This is a genomic window from Streptomyces sp. GC420, from assembly GCF_009916105.1.
Taxonomy (GTDB): domain Bacteria; phylum Actinomycetota; class Actinomycetes; order Streptomycetales; family Streptomycetaceae; genus Streptomyces.
Map to the genome: position 1 here is coordinate 1 of NZ_JAAAXQ010000780.1, position 992 is coordinate 992.

A 992-nucleotide genomic window follows, 5' to 3' on the forward strand; every position below is an offset into this window, starting at 1 on the left:
CTCGTCGAGCTCCGAGAGCAGACCGTCCACGTCATCACGGTCGACAGTCAGGTCATCAGCGAAATGCCGGTCGCCCGTGGCGTCGGGCACGTACTTCACAGTGACAACGATCCTCAAGCTCACGCCGACTCTCCTCTGGATGGTGAACAGCTCACGGTCACGCGCGAGCATAGGAACGACAATATGGCACTGAGTGCCATGAGTAAAGGGTACGCAGTGCCACCGCGCTGAGTGACCCTTCAGCCGACCCCGTCGGTGCGGCGCAGCGCACGGCGCGGCAGAGGTGACGAGTACACCACGCTCGTGGTCACGGAACCGAGTGCGCCGATCCGGCCCGACACCTCCTCCAGGTGCCGCATCGAACGCGCCGCGACCTTCAGTACGAAGCAGTCGTCGCCGGTGACATGGTGTGCCTCCAGGACCTCGGGCGTCGTGTCCAGCAGGTCGTGGAACGGTTTGTAGTTGCCGTTCGGGTACCGCAGCCGTACGAACGCGAGGACCGGCATGCCCAGCCGCTCCGGCTCGACCACGGCCGTGTAGCCCTTGATGATCCCGGCCGCCTCCAGTCTGCGCACCCGCTCTGTGACCGCGCTTGGGGACATGGCGACGGCGCGGGCGAGTTCGGCGAAGCCGGTGCGGCCGTCCTGCTGGAGGGCGTCGAGGATGCGCCAGTCGGTGGCGTCCGGGGAATAGTCGGTCATGGGGTGTGGATAGCAGTGGATTCCCCGGCTGGACAAGCCGATCGCCGTGGGAACTCTCTTCATCGGGCGGTTCTCGCGTCCTAGATTTTCTGTCATGAAAACCCCGACACCCACGAACTCGACGGCGGCCACGACCGTCAACGAGACGACCGAGACGACCGAGACGACCGAGACGACCGAGACGGCCGCGACGGCCGGTGCATCGTCCGGGCACGGCCGCCCGACCGAGTGGCCGGACGGGCCGGGGCATGGCTGCCGTGCCGGAACGCGCGCCGCGCCGTACGGCGTACC

2 protein-coding genes and 1 pseudogene are annotated in these 992 nt (G+C 67.0%); 1 reads left to right on the top strand and 2 read right to left on the bottom strand.

Going from position 1 to position 992, the window contains the following annotated elements; translation table 11 throughout:
* Window positions 1–123: pseudogene (locus GUY61_RS41720) on the bottom strand (electron transfer flavoprotein subunit beta); the annotation flags it as partial.
* 116 nt (window positions 124–239) lie between these two features.
* Window positions 240–701, bottom strand: a complete 462-nt coding sequence (locus GUY61_RS38575; RefSeq protein ID WP_166634932.1) for an Lrp/AsnC family transcriptional regulator — start codon at window positions 699–701, stop codon at window positions 240–242.
* Window positions 702–795: 94 nt separating this feature from the next.
* Between GUY61_RS38575 and GUY61_RS39475 the strand changes: the two genes are divergently transcribed.
* Window positions 796–992 (top strand): hypothetical protein (locus GUY61_RS39475; RefSeq protein WP_208106998.1); only part of this gene is annotated, 197 nt, incomplete at its 3' end.